Source organism: Chitinophaga sp. LS1, assembly GCF_034274695.1.
Taxonomy (GTDB): Bacteria; Bacteroidota; Bacteroidia; order Chitinophagales; family Chitinophagaceae; genus Chitinophaga.
Genome location: NZ_CP128362.1, coordinates 1,706,034 through 1,721,427, shown reverse-complemented (window position 1 = coordinate 1,721,427; position 15,394 = coordinate 1,706,034). Strand labels below are relative to the sequence as shown.

At 44.4% G+C, this 15,394-nt stretch carries 17 protein-coding genes; 15 read left to right on the top strand and 2 right to left on the bottom strand.

The genetic code is table 11. The features are described 5' to 3' along the window. Positions 1 to 114 precede the first annotated feature (114 nt). The 13 genes from nrfD (at position 115) to QQL36_RS07045 (ending at position 11,878) form a co-directional block, all read left to right on the top strand. Positions 115 to 1,602: an NrfD/PsrC family molybdoenzyme membrane anchor subunit gene (gene nrfD / locus QQL36_RS07105; RefSeq protein ID WP_083722942.1), complete on the top strand. Its 1,488-nt coding sequence runs from the start codon at positions 115 to 117 to the stop codon at positions 1,600 to 1,602. 58 nt (positions 1,603 to 1,660) lie between these two features. Next, the gene (locus QQL36_RS07100; protein WP_083722943.1) at positions 1,661 to 2,263 is read left to right on the top strand and encodes a DUF3341 domain-containing protein; all 603 of its coding nucleotides are present in this window, start codon (positions 1,661 to 1,663) and stop codon (positions 2,261 to 2,263) included. Between the two features lie 78 nt (positions 2,264 to 2,341). Then, the gene (locus QQL36_RS07095) at positions 2,342 to 2,998 is read left to right on the top strand and encodes a c-type cytochrome (protein ID WP_083722944.1); all 657 of its coding nucleotides are present in this window, start codon (positions 2,342 to 2,344) and stop codon (positions 2,996 to 2,998) included. A 41-nt stretch (positions 2,999 to 3,039) separates the two neighbouring features. After that, entirely contained in the window at positions 3,040 to 4,248 is a 1,209-nt protein-coding gene (locus tag QQL36_RS07090) for a quinol:cytochrome C oxidoreductase (RefSeq protein WP_083722945.1), read from the top strand. 72 nt (positions 4,249 to 4,320) lie between these two features. Next, on the top strand, positions 4,321 to 5,355 hold the full coding sequence (locus tag QQL36_RS07085; RefSeq protein ID WP_083722946.1) for a cytochrome c oxidase subunit II: 1,035 nt from the start codon (positions 4,321 to 4,323) through the stop codon (positions 5,353 to 5,355). A 115-nt stretch (positions 5,356 to 5,470) separates the two neighbouring features. Next, positions 5,471 to 7,306 (top strand): cbb3-type cytochrome c oxidase subunit I, encoded by a 1,836-nt coding sequence (locus QQL36_RS07080; protein ID WP_083722947.1) that lies wholly within the window; start codon positions 5,471 to 5,473, stop codon positions 7,304 to 7,306. Positions 7,307 to 7,445: 139 nt separating this feature from the next. Further along, positions 7,446 to 8,330, top strand: coding sequence for a heme o synthase (cyoE, locus tag QQL36_RS07075; protein WP_321569383.1), 885 nt, complete (start codon positions 7,446 to 7,448; stop codon positions 8,328 to 8,330). A 33-nt stretch (positions 8,331 to 8,363) separates the two neighbouring features. Continuing rightward, positions 8,364 to 8,921, top strand: a complete 558-nt coding sequence (locus QQL36_RS07070) for a heme-copper oxidase subunit III (protein ID WP_235643655.1) — start codon at positions 8,364 to 8,366, stop codon at positions 8,919 to 8,921. A 31-nt stretch (positions 8,922 to 8,952) separates the two neighbouring features. Next, positions 8,953 to 9,627, top strand: coding sequence for a cytochrome c oxidase subunit 3 (locus QQL36_RS07065; RefSeq protein ID WP_083722950.1), 675 nt, complete (start codon positions 8,953 to 8,955; stop codon positions 9,625 to 9,627). A 45-nt stretch (positions 9,628 to 9,672) separates the two neighbouring features. Continuing rightward, positions 9,673 to 10,089, top strand: coding sequence for a cytochrome C oxidase subunit IV family protein (locus tag QQL36_RS07060; protein ID WP_083722951.1), 417 nt, complete (start codon positions 9,673 to 9,675; stop codon positions 10,087 to 10,089). 129 nt (positions 10,090 to 10,218) lie between these two features. Next, complete coding sequence (locus tag QQL36_RS07055; protein ID WP_083722952.1) at positions 10,219 to 10,899, top strand: SCO family protein; 681 nt, start codon at positions 10,219 to 10,221, stop codon at positions 10,897 to 10,899. A gap of 95 nt (positions 10,900 to 10,994) precedes the next feature. Next, positions 10,995 to 11,564 carry a DUF420 domain-containing protein gene (locus QQL36_RS07050; protein ID WP_083722953.1) on the top strand — a complete coding sequence of 190 codons (570 nt, stop codon included), beginning with the start codon at positions 10,995 to 10,997 and terminating at the stop codon, positions 11,562 to 11,564. A gap of 101 nt (positions 11,565 to 11,665) precedes the next feature. Next, positions 11,666 to 11,878, top strand: a complete 213-nt coding sequence (locus tag QQL36_RS07045; protein ID WP_083722954.1) for a hypothetical protein — start codon at positions 11,666 to 11,668, stop codon at positions 11,876 to 11,878. A gap of 65 nt (positions 11,879 to 11,943) precedes the next feature. Here the strand turns inward: QQL36_RS07045 and QQL36_RS07040 are convergent, their stop codons facing one another. Then, positions 11,944 to 12,204 (bottom strand): DUF2024 family protein, encoded by a 261-nt coding sequence (locus tag QQL36_RS07040; protein ID WP_083722955.1) that lies wholly within the window; start codon positions 12,202 to 12,204, stop codon positions 11,944 to 11,946. A 243-nt stretch (positions 12,205 to 12,447) separates the two neighbouring features. Between QQL36_RS07040 and QQL36_RS07035 the strand changes: the two genes are divergently transcribed. Continuing rightward, positions 12,448 to 13,557 (top strand): chloride channel protein, encoded by a 1,110-nt coding sequence (locus QQL36_RS07035; protein ID WP_321569382.1) that lies wholly within the window; start codon positions 12,448 to 12,450, stop codon positions 13,555 to 13,557. Here the strand turns inward: QQL36_RS07035 and meaB are convergent. Further along, a complete protein-coding gene (meaB, locus tag QQL36_RS07030) occupies positions 13,517 to 14,413 on the bottom strand; it encodes a methylmalonyl Co-A mutase-associated GTPase MeaB (RefSeq protein WP_083722957.1) in 897 nt (298 codons plus the stop codon). The two genes, QQL36_RS07035 and meaB, sit on opposite strands and share 41 nt — an antisense overlap. A 50-nt stretch (positions 14,414 to 14,463) precedes the next feature. On the opposite strand from meaB, the gene QQL36_RS07025 reads away from it, so the two are divergent. After that, positions 14,464 to 15,336, top strand: coding sequence for a glycosyltransferase family 2 protein (locus tag QQL36_RS07025; protein ID WP_321569381.1), 873 nt, complete (start codon positions 14,464 to 14,466; stop codon positions 15,334 to 15,336). Positions 15,337 to 15,394 lie beyond the last annotated feature (58 nt).

Here is a 15,394-nt window from a genome sequence, read left to right as displayed (position 1 = left end):
TTTTTGCTAACGAGAACGAAAGATTAACAGAGAGATAAAGTTTTAAGTTTAGAACAATAAAAGCTCCTTATTCTGAAGCGCAAGTAAAGGTTAGGGGTTAAAGCTTAAAGAATTATGCATTTAAAGTACGAATCCACACTAAGAGAACCATTAGTTGATGGGGAGAAGAATTACCACCAGGTAACAGAAGATATCATCAGCCCTATTGAAGGGAAACCTGGTAAACTGTGGTATGTAGGCTTTTTCATTTCCGTAGCGTTGTTGTTATGGGGTGTTTTCTCCGTGACCTGGGAAGTTTATTATGGAACAGGTGTGTGGAACCTGAATAAAACAATTGGATGGGGTTGGGATATCACCAACTTCGTATGGTGGGTAGGTATTGGTCACGCGGGTACGCTGATCTCTGCGATCCTCCTTCTGTTCCGTCAGGGATGGCGTACAGGGGTAAACCGTGCGGCAGAAGCGATGACGATCTTCGCGGTAATGTGTGCCGGTCAGTTCCCGATCTTCCACATGGGTCGTGTATGGATGGCCTTCTTCGTATTGCCTTATCCAAATACCCGTGGTCCACTGTGGGTGAACTTTAACTCTCCACTCCTCTGGGACGTATTTGCGATCTCTACTTACTTCACAGTATCTCTGCTGTTCTGGTATTCAGGTTTGCTGCCTGACTTTGCAACTGTGCGTGACAGAGCAAAGACCAAACTGCGTAAACTGCTGTATGGTGTAGCATCTTTCGGTTGGACCGGTTCTGCAAAACACTGGCAGCGTCACGAGGCCCTGTCTCTGGTACTGGCAGGTCTGTCTACCCCACTGGTACTTTCAGTACACACTATCGTATCTTTTGACTTTGCAACTTCAGTAATACCTGGTTGGCATACTACCATCTTCCCTCCCTACTTCGTAGCGGGTGCGATCTTCTCCGGATTTGCGATGGTAAATACACTGCTGATCATAGTACGTAAAGTATTAGGACTGGAAGACTACATCACCATGGGCCACATGGAAGCCATGAACAAAGTGATCGTACTGACCGGTTCTGTAGTAGGTTGTGCTTACCTGACTGAGCTCTTCATGGCATGGTATGCAGCTGTACCTTACGAGTTTGCAACATTCTATAAATATCGCGCAGCTGGTCCGCTGGGTTGGTCTTACTGGATCATGATGACCTGTAACGTAATTACGCCGCAGGTGTTCTGGTTCCGTAAAATGAGAAGAAACATTGTAGTAACATTCGTGATGTCAATCATTGTGAACATCGGTATGTGGTTCGAGCGTTTCGTAATCATCTGTACTTCCCTGTATCGTGACTATCTGCCATCCAGCTGGAGCTACTATCGTCCATCCTGGCCAGAAGTTGGTTTCTACATGGGTACCTTCGGTCTGTTCTTCACCTGCTTCTTCCTGTTTGCTAAATACTTCCCGGTAATTGCAGTAGCGGAAATCAAGTTCGTACTGAAAACTTCCGGTGAGAGCTTCAAGAGAGACAACATGGAGAAACTGGAGCCACTTTCCGCAGAGGAATTTGAGCACATCGCTCATAGTCATCATGATGACGACCACGGACATGCAGGTCATGCCGTAGCACACGCTCACAATTAATTGTTAGCTGTAAGAAATCTGGACAAAGACATTTTAGACTTAGAATTTTTTTAAACATATGGCGGTTAAAAATTTCGTTGTAGCAAGTTTTGATGATGAGGCGGTATTATTTCCGGCAGTTAAAAAAGTAAGAACTGCGGGCTACAAAATCCATGATGTATACACACCATTTCCAGTACATGGTCTTGATCATGCAATGGGTCTTCGTGAAACCAGCCTGCACACTGCCGGTTTCATATATGGTGTTTGTGGTACTACGACAGCATTATCCTGCATGAGCTGGATCTTTACATCAGACTGGCCTTTGAACATCGGTGGTAAGCCACACTTTCCATTACCGGCGTTCATACCTATTACCTTCGAGTTGACAGTTCTGTTCGCTGCGGTAGGTATGGTAATGACCTTCTGCTACCTGTGTAACCTGATGCCAGGTGTGAAGAAACACATCTTCCATCCACGTCAGACAGACGATCTGTTTGTAATGGCTATCGAGGTAACTGCTAAAACAAACGCTGAAGAAGTGAAAGCCCTGCTGGCAAAAGCTGGTGGACTGGAAATCAACGAACAGCGTGCGGAAGCAGGATGGTGGTACGGTCGTTTCGATGAGGATGATGAACCTACCCTGTACAAGAACGCACAGACTGCACCTGTAAACGCGTAAACAACGATTTTAAAACTTCGCTGTAAAGCAGACTTACAGAGAAGTATACAGAATATAAGCTTGAATTATAATAAACAGATGAAAAGGACTTCCAACATATTGATCGCAGCTGCTTTGGTAAGTGGAGCTTTGGTATCGGTATCATGCAACAGGGGAGAGAATAACAGAAAGCCCGGAAGGATTTACATGCCTGACATGTATGAATCCCGTGCTTATGAGTTCTATAATGAGAAGGTATCATCTATGAAACCTGTAGATGGCACCGTGAAGAGAGGAGAGTTATTGCCTTACCATCTGAAAGCAGAAGATACTGCGTTAGCTAACGGTGTTAAAAATCCACTGATTCTGGCGAAAGCGGATCTGGAGGAAGGAAAACGTTTATTCAATATTTATTGTGGTATTTGCCATGGCACTAAACTGGATGGTAACGGTCCGTTGTATAAGGATGGTAATGGTCCTTATGTAGCTGCTCCTGCCAACCTGGCCAGCGGTGCGAAAGCCAGCTACAGCGAAGGTCGCCTGTTCCACGTAATGACTTATGGTTACAACGTGATGGGTAGCTACGCCAGCCAGCTGGATAGAACACAGCGTTGGAAAATAGCTGCATATATCCGCAGTGTGCAGAACGGTGGTGCGAACCCTCCTACCCTGGTAGATGGTGATGCAAGTACCCCAGCTGCAACTCCTGCACCTGCAGCAGCTGCACCTACTTCGGACAGCACTGCACATAAGTAATTGAATATAATAGCATTAATTAAGTATTTTAATATACAGTAATGAAGGACCAATTTGTAGTACCGGCAAGATTAAAGACGACCAGCTTCGTGTTAATGGGGATTGGCTTGCTGACTTTGTTGATCGGATTTTTCGCATTTAGTGGTGAGCATGGCTCCACACGTTTCTGGGCTGGCCTCCTGCAGAACAGCTCTTTCTTTCTACTTGTAGTATTAGCCAGTGCCTTCTTTATTGGTGCCACTACCCTGGCACATGGTGCATGGCAAGTTGGTTTCCGTCGCGTACCGGAAGCCATCTCAATGGCTGTTCCTGTATTAGGTGGTATCTTTTTCGTAATTCTGATGTTCCTGGTCTATGGTAAAGCTGGTCATATTTACCACTGGCTTGACAAAGAACATGTGCAACACGATCCAATCCTGAAATGGAAAGAGGCATTCCTGAATCCTACTTTCTTCACAGTAGCTGCTATCCTGACAATTGGTCTCTGGATACTGTTCACTGTTAAACTCCGCAACATGTCCATCGAAGAAGATGGATGGGATCTCTCTAAAGAAAGCGGTAAACGCATCCTCTGGAGAAATACTGTAATGTGCGGTGGTTTCGTAGTAATCTACGCACTGAGCGTTGGTTCTACCTCTCCCTGGTTATGGTTAATGAGTATCGATGCACATTGGTACTCTACTATGTATAGCTGGTATACCTTCGTGAGTAGCTGGGTATCTGGTATTTCCCTGATCGCATTGTGGGTTATCTATCTGAAACGTAATGGCTACCTGCCAAATGTGAATGAAGAGCACCTGCATGACCTGGGTAAATTCGCTTTCGGTTTCAGTATCTTCTGGACTTACCTCTGGTTCTCCCAGTACATGCTGATCTGGTATGCTAATATGCCAGAAGAAATTATTTACTTCAAACCTCGTCTGTGGGGTGAGTGGAGACCTATTTTCTTCCTGAACCTGATCATCAACTTCATCACTCCGCTGTTGTTCCTGATGAGCAGAGATAACAAACGTAACTGGTCTTCTATGACTTTCATCACTGTGCTGATCATCGCTGGTCACTGGATGGACTTCTGGCAGATGGTTGGTCCTGGTACTTATCAGCACCTCGTGTTCCCTTGGTATGAGCTTGGTATTGGCGTAGGTTTTGTTGGTCTGATCATCTTCCTCGTGTCAAGAAATCTGACTAAGGCTCCGCTGGTTCCAAAGAACCACCCTTATCTGAAAGAAAGTATTATACACCAGGTTTAATTGGCCGTAATACTGAGAGATAGATTTAGGTAAATCGTAAAGCATTAGATAACTTAATTATTCAAAATAGCAATGTCAGGATATTTAGCAGTCTTAGTAGTTGTGCTCATATTCGTAGTCATCTTCCAGATTGCGAAGGCCAGCGAATATGTGTCGATATTAAAGGGAGAAAAGAAGTCGCGCCAGCAATCTAACAAGGTGAACGGCTTCCTGATGATCGTGTTCCTGGTGGTGGGCCTGATAGGTGTTTACTACTGTAATGAGTTACTGAAAGGTAAAATTGGTGTTGAATCAGCATCTGTACAGGGTGAAGGTATCGACAGCATGATTAAATGGACACTGGTTATCACTGGTATCGTTTTCGTTATCACCCAGATCCTCCTTTTCTGGTTCGCATTTAAATATCAGGAAAAAGAAGGTCAGAAAGCTTTCTATTTTCCTCACAATAATAAACTGGAATTAATCTGGACCGTAATACCTGCTATCACCTTGACAATCCTGGTAGCATTCGGTTTAAGACACTGGTTCCGCCTCACTTCCGATGCACCGAAAGATGCAATGGTAGTTGAAGTAACTGGTAAGCAGTTCAACTGGCTGGTTCGTTACCCTGGTAAAGATGGTCAGCTGGGCCGTAAGTTCTTCAAAAACATCAACGATGCCAACAACCCTGTAGGTCAGGATTGGGACGATCAGCTGAATAAGGATGACTTCATGACAACCGACATTCACCTGGTAGTAAACAAACCAGTGAAATTCATCATTGGTTCCCGCGACGTAATCCATGACGTAGGTCTGTCTGCTTTCCGTATGAAGATGGATGCTGTTCCAGGTATCCCAACTACACTGTGGGTAACTCCAAAGTTCACCACAAAGGAAATGAGACAGAAGATGGACAATCCTGATTATGTGTACGAACTTTCCTGCGATCAGATGTGTGGTAAAGGTCACTACTCTATGAAGGCAAACATCGTGGTAGAAACTCAGGAAGAATTCGATGCCTGGGCTGCTAAGCAGAAGGCTCAGTTTGATCTTGCTCATGAAAGCGCGACTCCCGCTCCTGCAGCAACTGCTGCTGACAGCACCCAAAAGGCAGTGGCTAAAAACTAGTGAAGTAGTAACTTTGTAGCCAGAGAAGAATTTTTAGACGCACAAGACGCACAGGACATTAAATAATTATAAGAAAAACTGAACGCACATCAGTTTTATATAAATAGCACCGATTATGAGTAACGAAGCAACATTGCACAGTCAACAGGAGCTAATGCACGGCGCCCACGGGCACGATCATGGCCACGGTCACGATGACCATGAGCACCATGAGGGCGGCTTCATTTCGAAGTATGTTTTCAGTCTGGATCACAAAACTATCGCTAAGCAGTTTCTGATTACCGGTATTATCTGGGCTATCATAGGTGCTTTCTTCTCTGTACTGTTCCGTTTGCAACTGGGTTTCCCTGATGCTACTTTCCCATGGATGGAAAGCATACTGGGAAAATGGGCTAAAGGTGGCCGTATTACTGACGAAGCTTACTATGCATTGGTAACAATGCACGGTACAATCCTCGTATTCTTTGTATTAACTGCCGGTTTGAGCGGTACTTTCTCCAACCTGCTGATTCCTTTGCAGGTAGGTGCCCGCGATATGGCTTCTCCTCTCATGAACATGATGAGCTACTGGTTCTTCTTCCTGGCTAGCATGGTGATGATGAGCTCTCTGTTTGTACAGACTGGTCCTGCATCTGGTGGTTGGACTGCTTATCCGCCATTGAGTGCGCTGGGCGATGCGTCAATCGGTTCTAAAATTGGTATGGACCTCTGGTTATCGGCAATGGCACTTTTCGTAGTGTCTCAGCTGCTGGGAGGTCTGAATTATATCTCTACTATTCTGAACATGCGTACCAAAGGTATGACTATGACCAAGATGCCACTGACTATCTGGGGCTTCTTCTTCACAGCTGTACTGGGTGTACTTTCCTTCCCTGTATTACTGTCAGGTTTTATCCTTCTGCTGTTCGACCGCCATGGTGGTACCAGCTTCTACCTGAGCGAACTGTTCGTAAATGGTAAAGCACTGAGCAACGAAGGTGGTTCTGCTATCCTGTACCAGCACTTGTTCTGGTTCCTGGGTCACCCTGAGGTATATATCATCATCCTCCCTGCAATGGGTATGGTATCTGAAGTAATGGCGGTTAACTCCCGCAAACCTATCTTCGGTTACCTGGCGATGGTTGGTTCCATGTTCGCGATCGTTATCCTGGCTTTCCTGGTATGGGCGCACCACATGTTCGTAACTGGTCTGAACCCATTCCTTGGTGCCTTCTTCGTACTGTTGACATTGCTGATTGCGGTACCGTCTGCAATCAAGGTGTTCAACTGGATCACTACGATCTGGAGAGGTAACATCCGTTTTACTCCTGGTATGCTGTTCTCCATCGGTTTCGTGAGCACATTCATCTCCGGTGGTCTGACTGGTATCTGGCTGGGTAACTCCTCTATCGATATTCACCTGCACGATACATATTTCGTAATCGCGCACTTCCATATAGTAATGGGTGTATCTGCCTTCTTCGGTACTTTCGCCGGTGTATACCACTGGTTCCCGAAAATGTTTGGCCGTTACATGAACAATACCCTTTCTTACATCCACTTCTGGATCACCCTGTGTGGTGCTTACCTGATCTTCTGGCCAATGCACTATGAAGGTCTGGTGGGTATGCCAAGAAGGTATTATGACTACTCTAACTGGGAGTCTTTCAAACAGTTCGCTGATCTGAACCACTTCATCTCTATCGTGGTGATCCTGGTATTTGCTACTCAGCTCCTGTTTGTATTCAACTTCTTCTATAGCATCTTCAAGGGTCGTAAGTTAACAACTCAGAACCCATGGAATGCAACTACCCTGGAATGGACGACTCCGATTAATCCTGGTCACGGTAACTGGCCTGGTGAGATCCCTGAGGTTCACCGTTGGGCTTACGATTACAGCAAGGATGGTCAGGATTTCATTCCTCAGGTCGTTCCACTGTCTCCGGAAGAACAAGCTAACGGCGGTCACTAATCCTGACCTGCCGGTTGCCCTCCCCCGCTAAAAGGGAGGGCAGCTCAAAAACGAAAGTGAAGATTGATATTTTTGGACCCCTGTGAGCGCGCACCTCGCAGATTTGGACTAAGAAATGATAAGAGCAAACTCCATAAAATTGTCGTTGTCGTATGCTGTAGCCAGTAAGGTGAAGGATTATTCTCAGCTGATGAAGTTTAACCTGACCTTTATGGTGGTGTTTTCCAGTGTAGTGGGTTACTTACTCGTTCCTGGGGTGGAGTTTTCGTTGATAAAAATCGTTGAATTATTTGCCGGTGGTTTATTAGTATCCGGCTCAGCAAATACAATCAATCAGTTACTGGAAATAGAGACAGACAAGCTGATGGCACGTACGGCTGTAAGGCCCCTGCCCTCTGGCCGTGTTTCTGAAACAGAAGCCAGGATCCTGGCCTATGCAACAGCTATCTCCGGTGTATTGATCATGGCATGGGCATTCAACTGGCTGAGTGCTGGTTTGAGCCTGTTATCGCTGGTAGTGTATGCATTTATCTATACACCCTGGAAAAGATGGAATTCACTGGCGGTGTTTGTGGGTGCAATCCCGGGAGCGATGCCACTGTTGATTGGCTGGGCAGCCGGAGCGGATGAACTGGGCGCTGGCGGATGGTCTTTGTATGCGCTTCAATTCGTATGGCAGTTCCCACACTTCTGGGCGATTGCATGGGTTGGACATAAAGATTATAAAAACGCCGGGTTCAAATTATTACCAAACGGTTCAGAGCCAAACAGGATGATCGCTATTCAGGCAGTAATGTATACATTCCTCCTGATTCCACTGGGTGGTCTCCCCTATCTGTTTAGGATCAGCGGTGCCATTTCAGCAGTGATTGTGTTTCTGGCCACGCTTTTCTTCCTTTACCGTGCGATTAACTTGTATAGAAAATGTGATGCTGCAGCAGCACGTAAGCTGATGTTCGGATCTTACATTTATCTTACAATCATGCAGTTGGCATTATTAGCTGACAAAGTGCATAACATTTAATAAGGTTTTAAAGAATAAATAGTGATGCAGGCGATGAGTTTACAACAACGTAAAAAGATACATCCACACAAATATTCCCTATGGATTGCTATGGGGAGTATTACGATGATGTTTATTGGTTTCACCAGTGCGTATGTAGTAAAGCGATCGCAAGCAAACTGGATCACTTTTGAGCTGCCTATGATCTTTTGGGTGAGCACCGCAGTAATCCTGGCCAGTAGTGTAACTGTTCAGATGGCTGTAAAGCAATTCAGAAACAGACATATGCAGGCATACAAACAGCTGATCACGCTGACCGCTCTGTTAGGAATAGCATTTGCGGTATGTCAGTGGATTGGATTTTCACAGATGGCACATAATGGGCTGCCTTTAAATGGCCCGGCATCTGCTTCTTTTATTTATGTGATTGTAGGTGTACACCTGCTGCACGTACTGGGGGGAGTAGTCGTTTTGCTGGTTTTGTTTGGAAGAGCCTTTAGAACCAAAGTATTAAGCTACAGTTCAGTTCCGATTGAGGTAGCATCTACTTACTGGCACTTTGTAGACATTCTGTGGATTTACCTTTTGATTTTTCTGAGTATCGCCAGATAAACTTTCTAAAAATTAATTTACAAAACAAACAATGGATACAGCAGTTACAGCGAAGAAAAAATGGTGGTCCGGGGGACATTCTCCTTTTAATGTGAGTTACGGAAAGTTGATGATGTGGTACTTCCTGTTGTCAGATGCCTTCACCTTTGGAGCATTGTTGATATCATATGGAACGATCCGCTTCATGAGTACTTCATGGCCTGACCCTAACGAGGTGTTCCGTTCGTTCCCAGGTTTGGGACATGCAAATGTTCCAATGGGATTTGTGAGCTTGATGACATTCATTCTGATCATGAGTTCTGTAACCATGGTATTGGCTGTACATGCCGGTCACCAGCGTCGTCAGCAGGATGTAGCTAAGTGGCTCGTCTGGACGATCATCGGTGGTATCGCGTTCCTGAGCTGTCAGGCATGGGAGTGGACACACCTGTGGCACGAAGGTGCATGGTGGGGTCGTAATCCTTTTGCAAATGCTGATGGTACTGCTGGTTCTCCTAACTTTACTAACTTTTTCTTTACTATCACCGGTTTCCACGGTTTGCACGTAACTTCTGGTGTAATATTGAACATCCTTATCCTGGCGAACGTACTGAAAGGTACTTACGAAGACAGAGGTCACTATGAAATGGTTGAGAAAGTAGGTCTGTACTGGCACTTTGTGGATCTGGTTTGGGTATTCGTATTCACCTGTTTCTACCTGCTCTAATCGGAATTGGGAATTTAGTAAATTGGAATTTTAAAAAGAGAACACATGTCAAATACAACATATACAGACGCGGGTCACGATGTTCATGTAGCTGATAGCTCTACCAAGAGCATCTGGAAAACGTTTTGGATTTTATTAGCGATTACAGTTGTTGAAATCGCGCTGGCTTTGGTTCACCTGAACACAGGTTTTCCTCCTAAGCTGCTGGTAAACTCTATCTTCATTGGTCTGACCATTGTGAAGGCATTCTTTATCGTAGCTGAGTTCATGCACCTTGGTCACGAGATCAAGAATCTGATCATGACGATCCTCATGCCGCTGCTCCTGTTTGTCTGGTTTATCATCGCCTTCCTGGCTGATGGTGATTCATGGAAGAACATGCGTAAGAACCTGGCTCCTGGTACTCCAAAACCAGTTGAGAAAGTACAGGTTATCGAAGGCGGAGAGGGACACCACGAATAATTCATTACTTTTATACTGTTACGCTTTACATTGTCCCCAGCGATGCGGATATTGTAAAGCGTAATTTTTTGTTCACAATTAATACCATACGCCATCACACAGAAAGGACTTTTAGGATTAGTACTCGCCGTGCTGTTGCCATTGGTGGGCTACCTGATAGTAGATCACTATCGGGAGGATGCAGTACCACTCCCCCGCCATTATATTGCGGAGCGTGTAGATACTGTGATGAAAGATGGGAAGCAAACGTATGATACGGTGTACCATACGGTAAAGGATTTTACATTTACCAACCAGATGGGCCAGCAGGTATCCTTACATGACCTGCCAAACAAAATGGTGCTGGTAAATTTCTTTTTTACTTCCTGTCCCAGCATTTGCCCAAAGATGATGGCAAATCTGGAAAAGCTACAAAAAGCGTATATTAAGAGTGATACTTTACTGCAACTGCTGTCGCTGACAGTAGATCCGGAAAGAGATTCATCTGAGACTTTACGCCAATATGGGTTAAAACGCAATATTAATCCTGATAACTGGTGGTTGCTAACCGGTAGTAAGAAGGATATTTATGATCTGGCCCGACATGAGTTTTTTGTAAGTGTGACAGAGGGAGATGGCGGACCGGATGATTTTATCCATACAGAGAAACTGATCTTACTGGACAAGGATCGCCAGATCAGGGGGTATTATGATGGAACAGACAGCAATGTAATTCGTCAGGTCGCAAATGATATCGCTGTATTGCACCTGGAGAAGGCAAAGCATCGTCCTCCTTTCCTGCAAAGGATTCTGAATCCAGGTACTGAATAAGAAAATTAAATAAATGAAAAGTAAGCATAAAAGTGAAATGTGTAGACGCTAAGGTGTAGCGTTTCCGTTTCACTTTTTGCTTTAAATATCCTGATATGAGTCTTACAAACAAAAATCTAAACCTGCCTATTACGATTGTATCCGTAGCGATACCGGTAGTCGTGGCGCTCCTGATGTTTTTGCCGCGCCAGCATATGGAAGCGGGGTTTAATGTTTCGGTATTGCCGTTGTTTCATGCGGCGCTGAATTCAGCTACGGCAGTGATGTTGTTGGCAAGTCTGTATTTTATCAAGATGAAGCAGATTAAAGCACACAAGGTGGCGAACCTGATTGCGGTGGCGCTGTCAGCTATATTCCTGGTATCGTATGTAACGTATCACTTCTTTGTAAAGTCGACTATGTATGGTGATGTAGATCATAACTATATTGTAACAGAAGCAGAGAAAGCAGCGGCAGGTGGATTGAGGTATGTATATTTCTTTATCCTGATCACGCATATTATCCTGGCTGGAATTATAGTTCCGCTGGTGTTGTTTACATTGCTGCGTGGGTTCCAGAATGACTTTGAGAAGCACAAGAAGATTGCGAGAATTACATGGCCGATCTGGTTTTATGTAGCGGTAACCGGGGTGATTGTGTATGTAATGATCGCGCCTTATTATTGATAATGGGAATGGACGAAAATTGATTAAATCTTCGCTGAAGAAATCAATTCTCTACATCTTATGCCAAAGGCAGATGCAATTAAAATTCGTAAATTTGAGGTATGAAAAAGATTGGACAAATAGCATTGATACTCCTTGCCCTGAGCACACAAACCATGGCACAGTGTTCTCTTTGTACCAAGACGGCACAGCAACTGGGAGAAGGACCTGCGAAAGGATTGAATGCGGGTATTTTGATGCTGGCAGTAACGCCACTCATTATTATTGCATTTCTGGGCTTCCGTTATTACAGGAATAACAGACAACAGGCATAAACTATTACAAATCATTATTAGCAAAGGGCTGATCAGCGATGGTCAGCCCTTTGTATTTAAAGATTTTACCTGCAACCTTCCAGTTCGTAAATATGATAGCCTTGCTGCTGGATATTCTTTTCCCATGAAGGAACTGTTTCCTGCATATGGCAGAACCTGCAATCACGGGAGGAAATCACTGGCGCAGTCAATGAGCGGGATTTGAGGTAAGCATTACCAAATGTGAGGACGCTTTCGTAATTAGTATCAACGGAGACGATAATGTCAAAATGCATATAGCCTCCTTCACGGCGTTTCACATAGGTGTCGAAAATAGCAACTTCCATGGATATGTGGTTAATTATCAATTTATCAATAACAGTAATCTAGGTTGACACAAATGTATGTAGGGGGGGATACGGCGTGAAATTTTTAACATGCTATTGACGAACGATTACTCACAAAAATGAATTAGTGATTATCAGGTTAATAATTTTATTATTAGATTGTAATAAATGAGGAATTAAATTGATTTTAAAGAAACACTCTTTTCTGTTAACGAGTCATTAACATAACTGGAAGTTAAGAATATGAAAAACATTGGGCTAGCTGTGTTGACTGCTGTACTTGCCGCTTTGGTGTTTGAAAGCCTCGCGCGGCTGATAAACTTCATCACCTGGGTCTGCTTTTTAGGAGCATTCAAAACGGATATACCTGATATTACTAATTCCGGATTAGGTGTGTGGATCATCCTTATTCCAATAGCAGGTGCTGTAGCTGGTGCCCTGATTGCAAAGTTCGGAAAGAAAATGCTGGTTCCTCTCGGTGCGCTGTTGATGACCGGCACAGGTTTTCCATTTGGTGTGGAAGGTACTTTTGTAAGTGGATTATTTGTATTGGGTGAAAAGAAGTTGCTCAAAGCAGCGGCGCTTGCAGCTGCATTGGCATATATGATGCATGCACCGCTGGCAGCGACAGTATTAGTCTTTGAACTGGGTTTTATCGAGTTTACCTTATTGAATGTTGTCGCCATGTTATTGTCGGCTGCAACAGGTGCGTTGTGTTGTTTTTTGTTTCATGGCTGGGGAGCTGTTTTTCCCATACATGAATTAGGCGCTACTACGATTTCAGGATTAACTGTATACTTTATAACGGGTATAGTCGTATCGCTATTTGGCATTTTACTAACGGGGTTGATAAAGGTGATGGAAAAGATCACTTACAAACGGGAATGGTTGCCGGTCGTTGCTGCTGTGATCATTGGTTATTTAGGTTGGCTACGACCTGAAGGATTGGGTACGGGGAATAACTTTTTAGAAGTGCTGTATAACGGTCAGATGAATCTGCAGATCTGCCTGGGGTTATCATTGGTACGTTTTGCAATGCTTGCTTTGGCTGCAGGTTCAGGTGCACCTGGCAGTGCGTTGATGATTACACCTTTGGTGCTCATAGGTGGTGCACTGGGAACAGGCTGTATATTGCTGTTTTCGATGTTGTTTGGTGTGCATGATACGACATTTGGAGTGGCTGCCATAGTGGGTGTCGCAGCATTGCTCACGGGAAGACTCCCCATCATACTGGCAGCAATTATACTATCCATAGAAATTACACATCAATGGATGGTCATTCTACCTGTGATAGTAGCTGTAATGCCTGCTTTTATACTCCGTAAACTGATTGTAAAAAACGGTACAAATTAAAGTCTCCTTTTTCAAGTGCTGCTTTTATTTGCTGAAACAATTCCTGCCTGTTAAAGGGACGCATACGTTGGCGTTGTATGAGTTGCCAGGCTTTCTCGGTGAGTAATTGTGCGTGTTTTTCCGGATGTTGGGTCAGTTGTTGTTGATGATGGTCAATGGCTGCTATCAATGCAGTTAAGCCTTCGTTGGTAGTAGCGACTGTTTTTAAAACGGCTGTTTCCTGTACACGGCTATGGGCCAGTATGCGCAGGTTTTTTACAAATGCATCTGCATTATCTCTATCTGCTTTATTCACCACAAAGATATCTGCGATCTCCATCAACCCTGCTTTCATGGTTTGTATTTCATCGCCCGCTTCCGGTACGACCACTACTACTGTGGTGGTAGCAATTCCGGCTATTTCCACTTCACTCTGCCCCACTCCTACTGTTTCTATAAAGAGATAGTCAAAACCAGCGGCTTTCATCAGGTCGCTTACTTCAATGATCCTTGGGCTTAATCCTCCCAATGCCCCTCTGCTCGCCATAGAGCGGATAAAAACATGGTCGTTGTTAAAATGCTGGGCCATACGTACCCGATCTCCCAGCAATGCGCCGTAATTAAAGGGAGAACTGGGGTCAACGGCAATGATGCCTACCTTTTTCCCTTGTTTCAGCAGCAGTTCAATTAAGCCATTCACGAGCGTACTTTTGCCAGCACCGGGAGGGCCGGTAATGCCGATCACCCGGGTATGGTTATTGGCAGGAAGGTCTGCCAACAGTCCTTCGTACCCACTGGCTTCATTTTCCACCAGGGTAATACATCGGGCCAATGCCCTGGGTGAGCCCTGTAAGAGGTCTGTCAATAGAGAACGCATCTTCTAAATTACGAATAACGGATTATCTTCGCAGCCAATATAACTATTATATGAAAGTAGCCGGATTCACTTTTGTTCGCAATGCCGTTAAATATGACTATCCTGTATTGGCATCTATCAGGTCAATCCTGCCACTGTGCGATGAGGTGATTGTCAGTGTAGGTGATTCTGACGATGGAACATTGGAACTCATTCAGTCAATCGATTCTCCAAAAATTAAGATTACACATTCTGTATGGGACGATTCTCTGAAAGAAGGAGGACGTATTCTGGCTGTAGAAACAGACAAGGCATTTGCACATGTAAGTCCCGATGCAGACTGGTGTTTTTATATCCAGGCAGATGAGGTGGTGCATGAAAGAGATTATGCGGCGATAAGGGCTGCAATGGAGAAATATAAAGATGATCCTAGAGTAGAAGGTTTGTTGTTTGAATACATGCACTTTTTTGGTAGCTACGATTATATTGGTGATTCAAGAGTGTGGTATAAGAATGAGATAAGAGTGATCAGAAATGATAAGAAGATCTCTTCTTACCGCGATGCACAGGGTTTCAGAAAAGAAGGAGAGAAATTGCATGTAAAACAGATCGATGCCAACATCTATCATTATGGATGGGTAAAGGATCCGGAAGCACAGGCACGGAAGCTGAATAATTCATACCAGTTGTACCATGGCGGGAATGATGAGAAGATGAAGAAGAGGGTGAATATCCAGGAGTTTGATTATGGAGTGGTAGATAGTCTGGAACTGTTCAAGGGTACACATCCATCTGTGATGCAGTCAAGGATTGATGAGAAAGGCTGGAAGTTTGAGCACGATATCAGCAGGAAGAAATTTGGTTTCAAGGATAGCATCCTGTATTGGATAGAGAAAAGGACCGGGAAGCGTTTGTTCGATTACCGGAACTATATAAAAATTTAGAAACAAAAAGAGCTTCTGCCGCTGGCAAAAGCTCTTTTTGTTTGGAGCGGGCGGGCCT